13 protein-coding genes are annotated in these 14,848 nt (G+C 68.0%); 6 read left to right on the top strand and 7 right to left on the bottom strand.

Going from position 1 to position 14,848, the window contains the following annotated elements:
* The first annotated feature begins 4 nt into the window (after window positions 1–4).
* Complete coding sequence (locus tag SB771_RS11765; protein ID WP_175662585.1) at window positions 5–832, top strand: metallophosphoesterase; 828 nt, start codon at window positions 5–7, stop codon at window positions 830–832.
* A 56-nt stretch (window positions 833–888) separates the two neighbouring features.
* Here the strand turns inward: SB771_RS11765 and SB771_RS11770 are convergent, their stop codons facing one another.
* Window positions 889–1,047 (bottom strand): hypothetical protein, encoded by a 159-nt coding sequence (locus SB771_RS11770; protein WP_164714810.1) that lies wholly within the window; start codon window positions 1,045–1,047, stop codon window positions 889–891.
* Between the two features lie 124 nt (window positions 1,048–1,171).
* Window positions 1,172–2,113 (bottom strand): LysR family transcriptional regulator, encoded by a 942-nt coding sequence (locus SB771_RS11775; RefSeq protein WP_175662586.1) that lies wholly within the window; start codon window positions 2,111–2,113, stop codon window positions 1,172–1,174.
* 157 nt (window positions 2,114–2,270) lie between these two features.
* On the opposite strand from SB771_RS11775, the gene SB771_RS11780 reads away from it, so the two are divergent.
* The 4 genes from SB771_RS11780 to SB771_RS11795 are packed head-to-tail and all read left to right on the top strand — an operon-like array spanning window position 2,271 to window position 7,210.
* On the top strand, window positions 2,271–3,902 hold the full coding sequence (locus tag SB771_RS11780; RefSeq protein WP_175662587.1) for an efflux transporter outer membrane subunit: 1,632 nt from the start codon (window positions 2,271–2,273) through the stop codon (window positions 3,900–3,902).
* A gap of 15 nt (window positions 3,903–3,917) precedes the next feature.
* On the top strand, window positions 3,918–6,119 hold the full coding sequence (locus SB771_RS11785; RefSeq protein ID WP_175662588.1) for an FUSC family protein: 2,202 nt from the start codon (window positions 3,918–3,920) through the stop codon (window positions 6,117–6,119).
* The gene (locus SB771_RS11790) at window positions 6,116–6,319 is read left to right on the top strand and encodes a DUF1656 domain-containing protein (protein ID WP_006755504.1); all 204 of its coding nucleotides are present in this window, start codon (window positions 6,116–6,118) and stop codon (window positions 6,317–6,319) included. The genes SB771_RS11785 and SB771_RS11790 overlap by 4 nt, the downstream gene beginning before the upstream one ends.
* A gap of 12 nt (window positions 6,320–6,331) precedes the next feature.
* Window positions 6,332–7,210, top strand: coding sequence for an HlyD family secretion protein (locus tag SB771_RS11795; RefSeq protein WP_011656646.1), 879 nt, complete (start codon window positions 6,332–6,334; stop codon window positions 7,208–7,210).
* 18 nt (window positions 7,211–7,228) lie between these two features.
* On the opposite strand, the gene SB771_RS11800 is transcribed toward SB771_RS11795, so the two are convergent.
* Window positions 7,229–8,905: a methyl-accepting chemotaxis protein gene (locus tag SB771_RS11800; protein ID WP_175662589.1), complete on the bottom strand. Its 1,677-nt coding sequence runs from the start codon at window positions 8,903–8,905 to the stop codon at window positions 7,229–7,231.
* Window positions 8,906–9,300: 395 nt separating this feature from the next.
* Here SB771_RS11800 and SB771_RS11805 point away from each other — a divergent pair, with 395 nt between their 5' ends.
* Window positions 9,301–10,539: an MFS transporter gene (locus tag SB771_RS11805; RefSeq protein WP_175662590.1), complete on the top strand. Its 1,239-nt coding sequence runs from the start codon at window positions 9,301–9,303 to the stop codon at window positions 10,537–10,539.
* Window positions 10,540–10,608: 69 nt separating this feature from the next.
* On the opposite strand, the gene SB771_RS11810 is transcribed toward SB771_RS11805, so the two are convergent.
* From SB771_RS11810 to SB771_RS11825, 4 genes are all read right to left on the bottom strand, one after another.
* A complete protein-coding gene (locus SB771_RS11810) occupies window positions 10,609–10,884 on the bottom strand; it encodes a hypothetical protein (protein ID WP_011656643.1) in 276 nt (91 codons plus the stop codon).
* Window positions 10,881–11,363, bottom strand: a complete 483-nt coding sequence (locus tag SB771_RS11815; protein WP_011656642.1) for a DUF2778 domain-containing protein — start codon at window positions 11,361–11,363, stop codon at window positions 10,881–10,883. Before SB771_RS11815 ends, SB771_RS11810 begins: the two co-directional genes overlap by 4 nt.
* Before the next feature lie 154 nt (window positions 11,364–11,517).
* Complete coding sequence (locus tag SB771_RS11820) at window positions 11,518–12,327, bottom strand: 5'-methylthioadenosine/adenosylhomocysteine nucleosidase (protein WP_175662591.1); 810 nt, start codon at window positions 12,325–12,327, stop codon at window positions 11,518–11,520.
* Window positions 12,324–14,687: a UvrD-helicase domain-containing protein gene (locus SB771_RS11825; protein WP_041491152.1), complete on the bottom strand. Its 2,364-nt coding sequence runs from the start codon at window positions 14,685–14,687 to the stop codon at window positions 12,324–12,326. Before SB771_RS11825 ends, SB771_RS11820 begins: the two co-directional genes overlap by 4 nt.
* Window positions 14,688–14,848: the final 161 nt, after the last annotated feature.

Genomic DNA, 14,848 nt, shown 5'->3' on the forward strand with positions numbered 1-14,848 from the left:
GGCCATGAGAATCCGCGTGCTGTCCGACCTGCATCTCGAATGCAACGCGCCCGACACGATCGTCCATGCCGACGCGGATCTCGTCGTGCTCGCCGGCGACATCCACAATCATGCGGAAGGCCTGCGCTGGGCCGCCGAGACATTCGATCCGAGCGTGCCGGTGGTCTATGTGCCGGGCAACCACGAGTACTACGACGGGGAATTCGGCGCGCTCGAAACCGCGATGCGCGACGCCGCGCATACGCTCGACAACGTGCATTATCTGAACAACGGCGTGTACGTCGATCCGGCGCGGCGCTTTCGCGTGCTGGGCACGACGCTGTGGAGCGATTTCACGCTGTTCGGCGCGGACGATGCGAGCGTCGCGCGCGCGATCGAGGCCGGCAGGCGCGTGATGCTCGATTTCAAGGGATTGATCCAGGTGACGTGGCCGCATGAAGCCGCGCTACATGCGGGCGGCACGCCGGAGCGGGACTTCGCGCCCGCCGACGCGATCGCGCTGCACCGGCACGGCCGTGCTTGGCTCGAAGCGCGGCTCGCGACGCCGTTCGCGGGCCGGACGATCGTCGTCACCCATCATGCGCCGCATCTGCGCTCGCTGGCGGAGCGTTACGCGGAAGACCTGGCGTCGGCGGGATTCGTCACGGACATGGCGGAACTCGTGCGGCCGCCCGTGGACCTGTGGATCCACGGCCACACGCATACTTCATTCGATTACGTGACCGACAGCGGCACGCGCGTGGTGTGCAACCCGCGCGGCTATATCTTCCGGCGCACCGGGGAGCTGGAAAATCCCGCGTTTGCGTGGGACAAAGTGGTCGAGCTCGGCTGAACGCCGGGCCAGGCGGCCGCGCGATGCGGCCCTTTCCGATCCGGCATGCCGCCCGATCAGCGGTCGGCGCGGCGCGATCCGTTCGACGACGCGCGCACCCGCACCGGCACCGGCTTCATGCGTGCCTTCATCGCCCGCAGCAGATCCCGCGCGGCCGCGGCGGCGGCCGCCGCGCCAAGCAGAACGCCAAGGCCGATCATCAATTGCGTATCCATTGCGACTCCGGGTGTGGGCAGATCCATGTCTCTATGATCCAACAGTATCAAACTGTCTGCCGGCCGATGGTAAAAAAATGTTGCACGAACGACAAATCTCGTCAGATCGGCGTGGAGCGCGCCGTCATGTCGCAGCCCTGAACTGCGCGAGCACGGCTTCGTCGGCTTCGAGGGTGGCCGGCAACTCGTCGCGCAGGAAATCGACCCAGGTTCGGATTTTCGCGTCGAGGTACTGGCGCGACGGATACAGCGCGTAGATGTTCATCACGTGCGACCGGTATTCGGGCAACACGCGCACGATGTTGCCGCTGCGCAGCCCACCGATCGCCGAATAGAGCGGCAACCCGCCGATCCCCATCCCTTCCCGCACGGCCACCGCGAGCGCCTCCGCGACGTTCACGCGGAACGGCGGCGCCGTGATCGGAATCACCTCGTCGCCGTGCGGCCCCGACAGCGCCCACTCGTCGAAGTGAAAGCCCGGCGCGACCATCCCGAGACAAATGTGCTGCTCGAGATCCGCCGGCGTATGCGGCGCGCCGTACGCGTCGACATAGCCGGGCGACGCGCACACCACGCTGTAGCTCTCGCCGAGCCGCTGCGACACGAGCCCCGAATCGGGCAGGTCGCGGCCGACGACGATCGCGACGTCGTACCCCTCGTCGAGCAGGTCGGGCATCCGCTGCGCGAGCGTCAGCTCGACGTGCACGTCCGGATAGCGCTGCCGGTAGCGCGCAATGGCCGGCACCAGATAGTGCTGCCCGAGGCTCGTGAAGCAATGGACCTTCAGCTTGCCCGACGGGCGCGCGTGCGCGTCGCCCGCTTCGGCTTCGGCCTGATCGACATACGCGAGGATCTGCTCGCAGCGCTGCAGGTAGCGCTCGCCCGCTTCCGTCAGCGCGATCCGGCGCGTCGTCCGGTTGAGAAGGCGCGTGCGCAGGTGCGCCTCGAGATCCGACACGGCGCGCGATGCATAGGCGGTCGTCGAATTCATCTGCTGAGCGGCGGCGGTAAAGCTTCCCGCATCGACCACGCGGACGAATACCCGCATGTTTTGTAACGTATCCATCCCATTACCCCTTTGAATCCGGGTGGATTGTTGCACAGGGGCCAACCAATATTATCTCAGGATTCGTAAAAATGACTTGCACCGTTGTCCGTTTATTCAGGAATCACTGAAAAATATAATCGCATCCGACTCATCTATATCCGAAAGGGAGAAAATCGTGCGGTCTCCGGCAACAAAAGGGACGCTGGCACTGGCGGTTCTTGCAGTCTCATTAATAATGACCGGCTGCGCGAGCATGGGCGACAACAAGCCCAAGTCCACCCGCATCGAAGCGAATGCGCTCGACGCCGGCGCGGCCATCCGCGCGGCCGACCGCGACGCGGGCTGGCCCGCGTCCGACTGGTGGCGCGCGTACCGCGATCCGCAGCTCGACGCGTGGATCGCCGCCGCCCAGGCCGGTAACCCGTCGCTTGCGGCGGCCGAGGCCCGCGTGCGCGAAGCGCAGGCGATGGCGCGCGTGGCCCGGTCGGCGGAACTGCCGCAGATCAACGGCAACCTGTCGCTGATGCGCCAGCACTGGCCCGACAACGTCTACTACGGCCCGGGGCCGCTCGCCGACACCGACACGTGGAACAACACCGGCACGCTCGGCCTGTCGTATCACCTCGACCTGTGGGGCAAGGACAAGAACGCGACCGAGCGCGCGCTCGATACCGCGCATGCGACCGCGGCCGACGCGCGGGCGGCGAAGCTCGAGCTGGAGGTCAACGTCGTGCGCGCGTATGTCGGCATGTCGATGAACTACGCGCTGCTCGACCTCGCACACGAGACGTTCGAACGCCAGCGCGCGCTGGCCGATCTCGCGCGCAAGCGTCTGCAGGCCGGGATTGGCACGCAGCTCGAAGTCAGCCAGGCCGAATCGACGCTGCCCGACTACGAGCGCCAGATCGACACCTACGAAGAAGCCATCCAGCTCGCGCGCCACCAGCTCGCCGCGCTCGCGGGCAAGGGCCCGGGCGCCGGCGACGCGATCAAGCGGCCGAGCCTCGCGCTCGACGCACCGGCCGGCCTGCCGTCCGCGATGCCGGCCGACCTGCTCGGCCGCCGCCCGGACGTCGTCGCGGCCCGCTGGACGGTCGACGCGCAGGCCCGCGGCATCGATGTCGCGAAAGCCGCGTTCTACCCGAACATCGACCTGCTCGCGACGGTCGGCGGCTTCGGCGTGACCGCGCCGTTCACCGACTTCCTGCGCGCGATGAACGGCGGCTGGACGGCCGGCCCCGCGCTGTCGCTGCCGATCTTCGAAGGCGGCCGCCTGCGCGCGCAACTCGGTGCGGCCGATGCCGGCTACGACCAGGCGGTCGAGCGTTACAACCAGACGGTCGTCGGCGCGCTGAAGGACATCGCCGACCAGGTCGTGCGGATCCGCTCGCTCGATACGCAGAAGAAGGACGCCGCGCGCTCGGTGGCCGCCAACGATCGCAGCTACCAGCTGTCGCGCGAAGGCTTCCGCCGCGGGCTGACCGATTACGTGAACGTGCTGATCGCGCAACAGCAGCTGCTGCGCGCGCAGGAGACGGCGGCCCGCATCGACGCGGAACGCCTCGCCGCGCACGCGCAGCTGATGGCCGCGCTCGGCGGCGGCGTCGAAACGGGCGAGGACGGACGGGACGGCCATCCGTGGGACGGCCATCCGTCGGGCGACCATCCGTCGCGCGACGAATCCGCCGCGGGTGCCGCCGCGCCGGCAGCCGCATCGGGTGCGAAGCCCGTCGCGGCCGTCGCCCGGCCTGCCCGGCCCGCGCAGGTCGCGACGGCCGGCGCGAGCGCCACGCCGGCCGCACGGTAACGCGGAGCGACCGTCATGTCAGCCTCCTCCCCCGCTTCCACGCCTGCCGGCGGCCCGCTTGCGGCCTGGTACGCCGCGTTCGGCGACTGGGCCCGCAGCGACGGCGCCGCGTGGCTCTATCTGTTCAAGGCACTGCTCGCCGCGTTCATCGCGACCGGCGTGTCGATGCGGCTCGACCTGCCGGCGCCGAAGACGGCGATGACCACGGTGTTCATCGTGATGCAGCCGCAAAGCGGCGCCGTGCTCGCGAAGAGCTTCTACCGGGTCGCCGGCACGATCTTCGGGCTGATCGCGACGCTCACGTTCGTCGGGCTGTTCCCGCAGCAGCCGCAGCTGTTCCTGCTCGCGGTCGCGCTGTGGATCGCGCTGTGCACGGCCGGCGCCGCGCGCAACCGCAACTTCCGCAGCTACGGCTTCCTGCTCGCCGGCTATACGACCGCGCTGATCGGCCTGCCCGCGTCGCAGCATCCGGACGGCGCGTTCATGAGCGCCATGACACGCGTGTCCGAGGTCATCATCGGGATCGTGTCGGCCGGCGTCGTCAGCGCGCTGGTGTTTCCGCAGTACACGGGCGAGCAGATGCGCACGACGGTACGCACACGCTTCGGCGGCTTCGTCGACTACGTCGCGGCGGCGCTGTCGGGCAAGCTCGACCGCGCGCACATCGAAACGATCCATACGCGCTTCGTCGCCGACGTGGTCGGTTTCGAGGCCGCGCGCAGCATGGCCGTGTTCGAGGATCCGGACACGCGGATGCGCAGCGGCCGCCTCGCACGGCTGAACAGCGAGTTCATGAGCGTGTCGAGCCGCTTTCATGCGCTGCACCAGCTGATGAACCGGCTGCGCGCGGCTGGCGCCCAGGCCGCGATCGATGCGATCGAGCCGTACTTCCGCGAGATCGCGCCGCTCCTGACCCGCAACGGCGAACCCGTGCGCACGTCGACCGACGCGGCGCGCGCGGCCGAACAGCTGCTCGCATGGCGCGACGCGCTGCCGCGCCGCATCCGCGCCACGCGCGCGGCGCTCGAAGCGCAGCCGGATTTTCCGCTGCTCGACTTCGACACGGCCGCCGAGCTGCTGTACCGCTTCATCACCGACCTGCACGAATACGCGGCAACCTATGCGTCGCTGTCGACCGCGACGCACGAGCGCGAACGCTGGATCGAGCGCTACGAGCCGCGCACCAACGTGACGGCGATGGTGATCGCCGCGATCCGCACCGCGACCGTGATCCTCGTGCTCGGCTGGTTCTGGATCGCGACCGCGTGGCCGAGCGGCGTGACGATGACGCTGACGGCGGCGGCCACCTGCGCGCTCGCGTCGTCGACGCCGCGCCCGACCGCGATGTCCGCGCAAATGGGCATCGGCACGGCCCTGGCCGTCTGCACGGGTTTCCTGCTGATGTTCGGCATCTACCCGCACATCGACGGCTTCCCGCTGCTGTGCGTGGCGCTCGCGCCGCTGCTCGCGATCGGCATCTACATGACGATGAAGCCGAAGCTCGCGGGCTACGGGATGGGCTATCTGATCTTCTTCTGCTTCCTCGCCGGCCCGGACAACATCACGCACTACGACCCGACGAGCTTCATGAACGATGCGCTCGCGCTGGTCCTGTCGATGGTGGTCTCGGCGATCGCGTTCGCGGTGCTGTTCCCGCCGACCGCGCCGTGGCTGAAGAAGCGGCTGTTCGCCGACCTGCGCCATCAGGTGGTCGCGGCGTGCCACGCACGGCTCGCCGGCTTGCGCACGCGCTTCGAGAGCGGCGCGCGCGACCTGATGTATCAGGCGCACACGCTGTCGGCCGACCAGCCCGACGTGCAGCGCGACGCGCTGCGCTGGATGTTCGCGGTGCTGGAAACGGGCAACGCGGTGCTCGACCTGCGCGCCGAACTGGCAGCGCTGCCGTCCGACCCGCGCCATGCGCCGACGACGCCGTGGCGACGCGCGATCGAGACGATGCGCACCGCGCTGTCCAGGCTGTTCAGCAAGCCGGACGCAGCGCGCTTCGACGCGACGCTCGCGGCGGTCAACGCCGCGATCGACGCAACCCGGCACACGCTCGATGCCGTCACGTCGTCGCGCGACGAGCGCCACCGGCTGCAGCGCATCCTGAGCCATCTGCATTTCGTACGCACGGCGCTGCTCGATCCGGAATCGCCGCTCGAGCCGCTCAACCGCAACCGCCCCGTGCGTCCCCAACAAGGAGCCTCGTCATGATGCCGCGTGAAATCGCCATTCTCGATGCCTACATGCCCACGGTGGTCCTGATGTTCGTCCTGGGTGCGCTGGCGACCTGGGCCGTCGACCGCGTGCTCGCCTATACGGGCCTCTACCGTCACGTCTGGCACCCGTCGTTGTTCCGCGCGTGCCTTCTCGTCTGCATTTGCGGCGGACTGAGTCTTGCCGTTTACCGTTGATTCCGAACCATCATGATGCTCAGAAAACTCTTCGGCTTCGTCGCGACCGCCGTCATCCTTCTCGTCGCGATCCTGATCGGGCGCTCGCTGTGGGTGCACTACATGGACGATCCCTGGACCCGCGACGGGCGCGTGCGCGCCGAGATCGTCAACGTCGCGCCGGACGTGTCGGGCGCGATCGTCGAGCTGCCCGTGCATGACAACCAGCTCGTGAAAAAGGGCGACCTGATCATGCAGATCGACCCGTCGCACTACCAGATCGCGGTCGAGCAGGCGCAGGCGGCCGTCGCCGCCCGCCGCGCGGAACTGCAGATGCGCCGCGACGACGCGGCCCGTCGCGCCGACCTCGATGCGCTCGTCGTGTCGAAGGAAAACCGCGAGAACGCGGCGCACAGCGCGTCGAGCGCCGACGCGCAGTACCAGCAGGCAATCGCCGCGCTCGACGCCGCGAAGCTCAATCTGGAACGCACGCGCGTGGTCGCGCCGGTCGACGGCTACGTGACGAACCTGCAGACGTTCAAGGGCAACTACGCGGTAGCCGGCCAGGCCAAGCTCGCGATCGTCGACAGCCACTCGTTCTGGGTCTACGGCTACTTCGAGGAAACCAAGCTGCCGCGCGTGAAGATCGGCGCGCCCGCCGAGATGCGGCTGATGAGCGGCGGCGTGATGAAAGGTCACGTCGAGAGCATCTCGCGCGGCATCTACGATCGGGACAACCCGCAAAGCCGCGACCTCGTCGCGGACGTGAACCCGACCTTCAACTGGGTGCGCCTCGCGCAGCGCGTGCCGGTCCGCATCCGGATCGACGAAGTGCCGGCCGACGTGGTGCTGTCGGCGGGCACGACCTGCACGGTCATCATCGACCCGGACCAGCAGAAGAAAAAGTCGTAAGCGCCGGCGGCCGGGCGCTTACGCCGCGATGCGAAAGCGCCCGACCAGCGACTTGAGCGCCTGAGCCTGCTCGTCGAGCGCATTCGCCGCGGCGGCCGCCTGTTCGACGAGCGCCGCGTTCTGCTGGGTGCCGGAATCCATCTGCATGACCGCGCGGCCGATCTCGTCGATCCCGGCGCTCTGCTCGTCCGACGCCGCGGAGATTTCGCCGATGATGTCGGTCACGCGCTTGACCGCCCGCACCACGTCGTCCATCGTGCGGCCCGCGTCGTGCGCGAGCGCCGCGCCGTTCGCGACGCGCTCGACCGACGCGCCGATCAGCGTACGGATCTCCTTCGCCGCGCTCGCCGCGCGCTGCGCGAGCAGCCGCACCTCGCCCGCGACCACCGAAAAACCGCGCCCCTGCTCGCCCGCACGCGCCGCCTCGACCGCCGCGTTCAACGCGAGGATGTTGGTCTGGAACGCGATTCCCTCGATCGTGCCGATGATGTCGCGGATGTTCTTCGCGCTGTCGTCGATCTCGCTCATCGTCGCGACCACGCGCCCGACGACTTCGCCGCCGGCCTCCGCGACGGCCGATGCATTGGCCGCGAGCGCGCTCGCCTGCCGCGCGTTTTCGGCGTTCTGCCGCACGGTCGACGTGAGCTCCTCCATGCTGGCCGCGGTGCGCTCGAGCGCGACGGCCTGCTGCTCGGTACGCCGCGACAGGTCGAGATTGCCGGTCGAGATCTCGCCGGACGCAGCCGCGATCGCCTCGGCGCTGACGGCGATCTCGCCGACGGTCGCCGCGAGCCCGGTCTGCATGTCGGACAGCGCACGTACCATGCTGTCGCGGTCGTGCCGGCCGAGCGGGATCGGCCGCGTGAGGTCGCCGCGCGCGATGTCGGCGGCGATCGCCTTCGCATCGGCGGGCTCGCCGCCGAGCTGCGACGCGAGGCGGCGCACGACCCGTTCGGCGATCACGATCGCCAGCACGAACAGCGCGGCCGTCATCGCCGCGATCATCGCGAACGACGACGAGAAGATCGTTGCGGACGCATCGAGCGTCGCCTTCGACTTCGCGCCGCGCGTCTTCACGAGCATGGCGACCAGCTTCTCGAGCTTGGCGGTCTCGACCAGCAGCGACACGTCCTGCGTGCCGACCTGCCAGTTCATCTGCGACAGGTCGAGCGGCTGCGCCTGCACGAGCGCGACGAAATCGCGCAGATGACCGCTCCACGTGCCGACCGCCATCGAGAACGCGCGCAGTCGCGCGGAATCGTCCGCATCGGCCGGATCCGCGTAATGCTGCAGCGTCGCGAGCGCCTGGCCGATCGACGCGAGCCCCGCGCGAACCTCGGCGCCCAGGTCGTCGCGCTCCTTCGCGGTGGTCGCGGTCAGCAGCATCTTCTGCGCGCGGCTCGCACGCAGCACCTCGGCGCGCACTTCCTCCGCCGCGCGGCTCGCGACGTGCCCCTGCTCGTAGACCGACGCGATCGACGCGTTCACCCGGCTGATCTGCCACAGCGAAAACACGCCGATCGCGAGCGTGCCGGCCAGCAGGATCGCGAACGCCGCGCGCAACGTCGCCTTGACCGTCCAGGGCCGGCTTTCGCGCCGGGCTGCGCGCGGACGTCGTGCGGCGGCGGGCCTGGCGGCTGCACCGGATGCGCTGGTGGCCGCACCCGGCCGCGGATGCAATGATGCTGCTTTCATCGATATATCCCCGTGTTGATCCCACCGCCGGACAGGTCGGGTCCGGCGGCTACCGTGATGCCCGCCCGGCTCGTGGCCGGTGCGGTGCGTGGCGCGCCTCTGTTGCCGTTGCGTCGTTCTACGGCCGCTCTCGCCATTCCTTGAGTCCGGACAAACACCGAGCCGAGCCCGGCGTGCCCGCGCTCACGGCAGACGCGCTGCCTGCGTTATACCCGGCCAAAAAAGGGCGGAATGGCCGATCGGCCGGCCCCGCGGCTCGCGGCGATGTCCGAATCGCGATAAAAGTTGGCCGGACATTCTCGATACGCCACATTACACTTCTTTGACGCAACAACGATTCGAACGCGCCGATCCCCATCAGAGCGCGTCCCGTCACCTCAACTCGCTCAGCTCACATGGAAACCAGCCTCGATACGGGTGCCGGCAACCCCGCCGCAGCCCAGCCGTCTGCTCCACCCGCCGCGCGCACCGTCTACCCGGTGCTCGGCGCGATCAGCTTCTCGCACATGCTCAACGACATGATCCAGTCGTTGATCCTCGCGATCTATCCGATGCTCAAGAGCCAGTTCGCGCTGTCGTTCGCGCAGATCGGCCTGATCACGCTGACCTACCAGATCACCGCGTCGCTGCTGCAGCCGCTCGTCGGGCTCTATACGGACAAGCGGCCGAAGCCCTATTCGCTGCCGGTCGGGATGGGCTTCACGCTCGCGGGGCTGCTGCTGATGTCGGCCGCGCAGACCTTCCCGACGCTGCTGGTGGCGGCGGCCCTGGTCGGCTGCGGCTCGTCGGTGTTCCATCCGGAATCGTCGCGGGTCGCGCGGATGGCGTCGGGCGGCCAGCACGGGCTCGCGCAGTCGCTGTTCCAGGTCGGCGGCAACGCCGGCTCGGCGCTCGGGCCGCTGCTCGCCGCGCTGGTGATCATCCCGCACGGCCAGCACAGCATCGCGTGGTTCTCGGCGGCCGCGCTCGTCGCGATGGTCGTGCTCACGCAGATCGGCCACTGGTACAAGAAGCATCCGTCGATGAAGAAGAAGGCCGCGGCGGCCGGCCATCCGACGCTGTCGCCGCGCCGCGTGCTCGCCGCGATCGGCGTGCTGGTGCTGCTGCTGTTCTCGAAGTACTTCTACCTCGCGAGCATCAACAGCTATTTCACGTTCTATCTGATCGACAAGTTCCACCTGTCGGTGCAGGCCGCGCAGATCCACCTGTTCGTGTTCCTCGCGGCCGTGGCGGCCGGCACGCTGATCGGCGGGCCGGTGGGCGACCGGATCGGCCGCAAGTACGTGATCTGGGTGTCGATTCTCGGCGTCGCGCCGTTCACGCTGCTGCTGCCGTACGCGAACCTGTTCTGGACGAGCGTGCTGAGCGTGATCATCGGCATCGTGCTGGCGTCGGCGTTCGCCGCGATCCTCGTCTATGCGACGGAACTGATGCCCGGCAAGGTCGGGATGGTCGCGGGCCTGTTCTTCGGCTTCGCGTTCGGCCTGGGCGGCGTGGGCGCCGCCGTGCTCGGCCAGCTCGCGGACGCGACGAGCATCCCGTTCGTCTACAAGGTGTGCTCGTTCCTGCCGCTGATCGGCGTGCTGACGGTGTTCCTGCCGAACCTCGAAAGCGCGCGCCGCAAGAAGGCGTGACGGGGCGGCCGCGGCATGCGTGCCGCGGCTGGTGGCTCAATAAACGTTGCGAAGTGTGTCGCCAAAGGGCTATCGGCGCGGGGACTTTCGCGTCCCACGATCGAGAATTCGAGCGCCCAGCAGGACCAGCGCCAACGCGATCACGAAGCTGACGCCGAGCATGGTACTAATCAGGATGTCACCCTGGCCGTGAACACCGAGCATGTCGAACACGCTGAACAGCGGTTCGAACGCTCGCCAACCGGCGCCGCTTTGAAACCATTCATCCAGAGGTGAATTCGCCAGGCCGAGATAGACCGGGATCGTCAAAGCGATCGCGGCAAGCAGACGCAGAAGCGCTTTCATTGGACGACCACTCGACCGTAGTACTTCATCCCGGTGCCTGGAATCGTGCCGACGGCCTGCGACTTGAGGAACTTGCGAAGCGCATCGAACTGGGTTTTGTTCGGCAGTGTGATGCAGCCTTCGCTGATGCCCCAGTATCCGACGGGATGCAACCGGAAGTGGCCACGCCGAATGCCGTTGAGCGACGTCCAGTCGTCGATCACGCCATCGTTGCGATACAACGCGAACCAATCCGCGCGATGAGTACCTGCAAGCAGATCGGAGCGAAAGTCGTTCAACCACCCCATGCGTCCACCGCTCTGGCGATCCACGATGTAGTAAACACCGGCCGGCAACGGCCCGTCGTTGGGAACTGTTGTCGAATTCGGATCATTGACATATCGACCGTTGCCGCTGAATGCGGCGACTGCCCCAAAACCCGCACAATGCAGGACGGACGAGCGCTGACGGTTTAACGAGAAAGTACATTCCACAGGCATTCTGGCCCTCTCCGGATAGTTATTTTTTTGATGCGACCGCGTGCGACGTGCGATCGCCCCGACTGCCCCAACTTCCCCGGCAGCCGCGAGAGCTTAATCCATCATGGCCCGTTCGTCATTGCAGCGCCTAAGCACGACGCGCCTCCCTGCCTCCCTAAATGACTGCTGCCCCTCGCTCGGTCGCATGCAGCGTCAGGAAACGCTTGAGGATGCCGGTCGAATAGCTGCTCGCGATCGCCGACAGGAAGTGCGAGAACGACTGTGTCGCGTGGTCGTCGGCCGTATCGGAGATCGTGCGCACGAGGGCGAACGGCACGTCGTGCTCGGCGCACACCTGCGCGATCGCCGCGCCTTCCATCTCGACCGCGAGCGCGTCGGGCAACGCATCGCGCAGCGCGACGACCTCGCGCTCGCTCGACACGAAACGGTCGCCGCTGATGATCAGCCCGCCGTGCAGCGACGCGCCGGCCAGCCCGAAACGCTCGGCGAACCGCGCGCCCTCCTCGGCGACGAACAGCGTGCATGCGGCCTTCAGGCGGGCCGTCAGTTCCAGGTCGGTCGCGAACCGCGTGATGCCGAGCAGCGGCACCTCATAGCGCGGAAACAGCGGCGACGCATCGAGGTCGTGCTGCAGCAGCGTATCGGCGACGACGACGTCGCCGATACGCACCGTGCGCGACACACCGCCGGCGACCCCGGTAAACACGACGCCGGACACGCCGAACACATGGATCAGCGCACTGACCGTCGCGGCGGCCGCGACCTTGCCGACCCGCGCGAGCGTGACGACGCAGGCCGCGCCGTGCACGGTGCCGAGGTGGTAGTCGCGGCGGCCGAGCGTGATCGTCTTCATCACGCCCTCGGCGCGCATCGCGGCGATCAGGTCGCCGAGCTCCTCGGGCAGCGCGGCCAGAATGCCGAGCGGGCGCGTCGAAACCGTTCCGACCATGTCGATGCTCATCATTCCACCGCCTGCAGTTTCGCGACCGCCAGCGCGAGCCACTTCTCGCCGTGCCGCTTGAACTTCACCTGCGCCTTCGCATCGGCGCCGTTGCCTTCGAGCGCGGTGACCGTGCCCTCGCCGAACTTGGTGTGAAACACCTGCTGGCCGACGCGAAAGCCGGTGTCGGCCGCGCGCTGCTTGTTCGCGAACGCCGGCAGCGGCGCGGAAACCGCCGCGTCGACGACCTGCTCGCGACTGCCGCCGCCCGGCCGCGAGAACCAGTCGCGCCCCCAGCCGGCGTTGTCCGAGCGGCCGCCCCAGCGCGCGCCCGCCTCGACCTTCGGCGTCAGCCACTTCAGCACGTGCTCCGGCAGTTCGTCGAAGAAGCGCGAGCGCACGTTGTAGCGCGTCTGGCCGTGCAGCATCCGGCTCTGCGCGAACGACAGGTAGAGCCGCTCCTTCGCGCGCGTAATTGCGACGTACATCAGCCGGCGCTCTTCCTCGAGGCCGTCCGATTCGAGCACGCTGTTCTCGTGCGGGAACAGCCCTTCCTCGAGGCCGGTGATGAACACGGCCGAGAATTCGAGACCCTTCGCCGCGTGCACCGTCATCAGCTGCACGGCGTCCTGGCCGGCCTGCGCCTGGTTGTCGCCGGCTTCGAGCGATGCGTGCGACAGGAAGCCCGCGAGCGGCGTCATCGTGTCGGGGTTCTGCGCGGGGTCGTCGAGCGGCGCCGGATCCAGCACGTCGACCGACGGATCGTTCGCGTCCACGCCGAGCTCGGGCGCCGCGATCGCACCCGCGCGCAGCGGGATCGAGCGGGCCGGCGCGTCGAGCCCGTAGCCTTCCTCGCTGACGAACGCGGTGGCCGCGTTCACGAGTTCCTGCAAGTTCTCGAGGCGGTCCTGGCCTTCGCGCTCGCCCTGGTAGAAATCGGCGAGGCCGCTTGCGCGCACGACGTATTCGACCGTCTCGGGCAGGCTCATCTGCTGCGTCTCGGCGCGCATCTTCGCGATCAGCGTCGCGAACCCGCCGAGGCTCGTGCCGGCCTTGCCGGTCACGTACGGAATCGCGGCGGCCATCGAGCAGTCGTACAGGCGCGCGGCATCGGCGAGCTGCTCGATGGAGCGCGCGCCGATCCCGCGCGTCGGGAAGTTCACGACGCGGACGAACGCGGTGTCGTCGTTCGGGTTGTCGATCAGGCGCAGGTACGCGAGCGCATGCTTCACTTCCTGGCGCTCGAAGAAGCGCAGGCCGCCGTACACGCGATACGGAATACCCGAAGTCATCAGCGTGTGCTCGATCGCGCGCGATTGCGCGTTGCTGCGATACAGAACGGCGACTTCGCTGCGCGACATCCCGGTGTTGATCAGCGAGCGGATTTCCTCGACGATCCAGCCGGCTTCCTGCGCATCGGTGCTCGCCTCGTACACGCGCACCGGCTCGCCGTGGCCGGCGTCGGTGCGCAGGTTCTTGCCGAGGCGGTGCGCGTTGTTCGAGATCAGCTGGTTCGCCGCGTCGAGGATGTTGCCGTGCGACCGGTAGTTCTGCTCGAGCTTGATCAGGTTGCGCACGCGGAATTCGTCTTCGAAGTCGCGCATGTTGCCGACGTTCGCGCCGCGGAACGCGTAGATCGACTGGTCGTCGTCGCCGACCGCGAAGATCGCGTTCTCGCCGCCCGCGAGCATCTTCAGCCACGCGTACTGGAGCTTGTTGGTGTCCTGGAACTCGTCGACGAGGATGTGCCTGAAGCGTGCCTGGTAGTGCGCGCGCAGCGGCGCGTTGTACGCGAGCAGCTCGTAGCAGCGCAGCAGCAGCTCGGGGAAGTCGACGACGCCCTCGCGCTGGCACTGCTGGTCGTACGCCTGGTACAGCTCGACGAACTTGCGGTTGAAGTTGTCGGTCGCGTCGACCTTGTCGGGACGCAGCCCCTGCTCCTTCGCGTTGTTGATGAAGTACTGGACATTCTTCGGCGGGTACTTCTCGTCGTCGACGTTCGCCGCCTTCATCAGCCGCTTGATCGCGGACAATTGATCGGCCGTGTCGAGGATCTGGAAGGTCTGCGGCAGGCCGGCGTCGCGCCAGTGGGTGCGCAGCATCCGATTGCACAGCCCGTGGAACGTGCCGATCCACATCCCGCGCGTGTCGATCGGCATCATCGCTGACAAGCGCGCCATCATCTCGCGCGCGGCCTTGTTCGTGAAGGTGACGGCGAGCACGGTGGGCGGCGACGCATAGCCCTGCTGGATCAGCCACGCGATGCGGGTGATCAGCACGCGGGTCTTGCCGCTGCCCGCCCCCGCGAGGATCAGCGCCGGTTCGTTCGGCAACGTGACGGCGGCGTATTGTTCAGGGTTCAGATTGGCGAGCAGATCGGGCATGGAGCGGCAGCGGGCGTGCGAGAAAAATGCGGACCCGACATTATAAGTCGGCGGCGCGATGCCGTTTCCGATCCGTTCGGCCTTGCGCCGCCGCGGCGCAGTGAGGGCCGCCCGACGGACCGACGCGGACCCTGCAATGGCTGGCCGATGTGCATCCATTT

This window comes from Burkholderia sp. SIMBA_051 (assembly GCF_046534915.1).
In the GTDB taxonomy this organism is placed as follows: Bacteria; Pseudomonadota; Gammaproteobacteria; order Burkholderiales; family Burkholderiaceae; genus Burkholderia; species Burkholderia ambifaria.

What these genes read in the sequence shown, in the direction of transcription:
- SB771_RS11765 (WP_175662585.1), top strand. Translation starts at nt 5, where the DNA reads ATGAGAATCCGCGTGCTGTCCGACCTGCATCTCGAATGCAACGCGCCC.
- SB771_RS11770 (WP_164714810.1), bottom strand. Translation starts at nt 1,047, where the DNA reads ATGGATACGCAATTGATGATCGGCCTTGGCGTTCTGCTTGGCGCGGCG.
- SB771_RS11775 (WP_175662586.1), bottom strand. Translation starts at nt 2,113, where the DNA reads ATGGATACGTTACAAAACATGCGGGTATTCGTCCGCGTGGTCGATGCG.
- SB771_RS11785 (WP_175662588.1), top strand. Translation starts at nt 3,918, where the DNA reads ATGTCAGCCTCCTCCCCCGCTTCCACGCCTGCCGGCGGCCCGCTTGCG.
- SB771_RS11790 (WP_006755504.1), top strand. Translation starts at nt 6,116, where the DNA reads ATGATGCCGCGTGAAATCGCCATTCTCGATGCCTACATGCCCACGGTG.
- SB771_RS11795 (WP_011656646.1), top strand. Translation starts at nt 6,332, where the DNA reads ATGATGCTCAGAAAACTCTTCGGCTTCGTCGCGACCGCCGTCATCCTT.
- SB771_RS11800 (WP_175662589.1), bottom strand. Translation starts at nt 8,905, where the DNA reads ATGAAAGCAGCATCATTGCATCCGCGGCCGGGTGCGGCCACCAGCGCA.
- SB771_RS11805 (WP_175662590.1), top strand. Translation starts at nt 9,301, where the DNA reads ATGGAAACCAGCCTCGATACGGGTGCCGGCAACCCCGCCGCAGCCCAG.
- SB771_RS11810 (WP_011656643.1), bottom strand. Translation starts at nt 10,884, where the DNA reads ATGAAAGCGCTTCTGCGTCTGCTTGCCGCGATCGCTTTGACGATCCCG.
- SB771_RS11815 (WP_011656642.1), bottom strand. Translation starts at nt 11,363, where the DNA reads ATGCCTGTGGAATGTACTTTCTCGTTAAACCGTCAGCGCTCGTCCGTC.
- SB771_RS11820 (WP_175662591.1), bottom strand. Translation starts at nt 12,327, where the DNA reads ATGATGAGCATCGACATGGTCGGAACGGTTTCGACGCGCCCGCTCGGC.
- SB771_RS11825 (WP_041491152.1), bottom strand. Translation starts at nt 14,687, where the DNA reads ATGCCCGATCTGCTCGCCAATCTGAACCCTGAACAATACGCCGCCGTC.